At 66.8% G+C, this 274-nt stretch carries 1 protein-coding gene; it reads right to left on the bottom strand.

All coding sequences use genetic code 11. The annotated features are described in order from the left end of the window. The coding region (locus H6A60_RS13140) for a hypothetical protein (RefSeq protein ID WP_439145090.1) at positions 1 to 274 on the bottom strand (274 nt) is incomplete at both ends.

The raw sequence follows: 274 nt of genomic DNA, 5'->3' as shown, positions 1-274 counted from the left end.
TTGCTGCTGCTGCGCGTTGCGCTCGGCTTCCAGTCCGGTGATTTGCTGCTGCGCCTGCGCCAGCGCTTCGGTATTGGGCTGCGGCAGGTTATCCTGTTCCAGCAGCAGGCGCGAGCGGCGCGAATCCAGTTGCTGCACGTTGCGCTGGACATGCTCGCGTTGCGCCTCGGCCAGTTGCAGTTGCGGCTGCAACACCAACTGTTCGCGTTGCACCGCGTTGTAGCGCTCCTGCGCGGCGCGCGCCGCCTCTTCCGCCTGCGGTAGGTGTTGCGCC

This window comes from Sutterella massiliensis, from assembly GCF_016899755.1.
Lineage (GTDB): Bacteria > Pseudomonadota > Gammaproteobacteria > Burkholderiales > Burkholderiaceae_F > Sutterella > Sutterella massiliensis.
The sequence above is the reverse complement of the archived record's forward strand: the minus strand, read 5'-3'. Positions and strand labels throughout refer to the sequence as shown.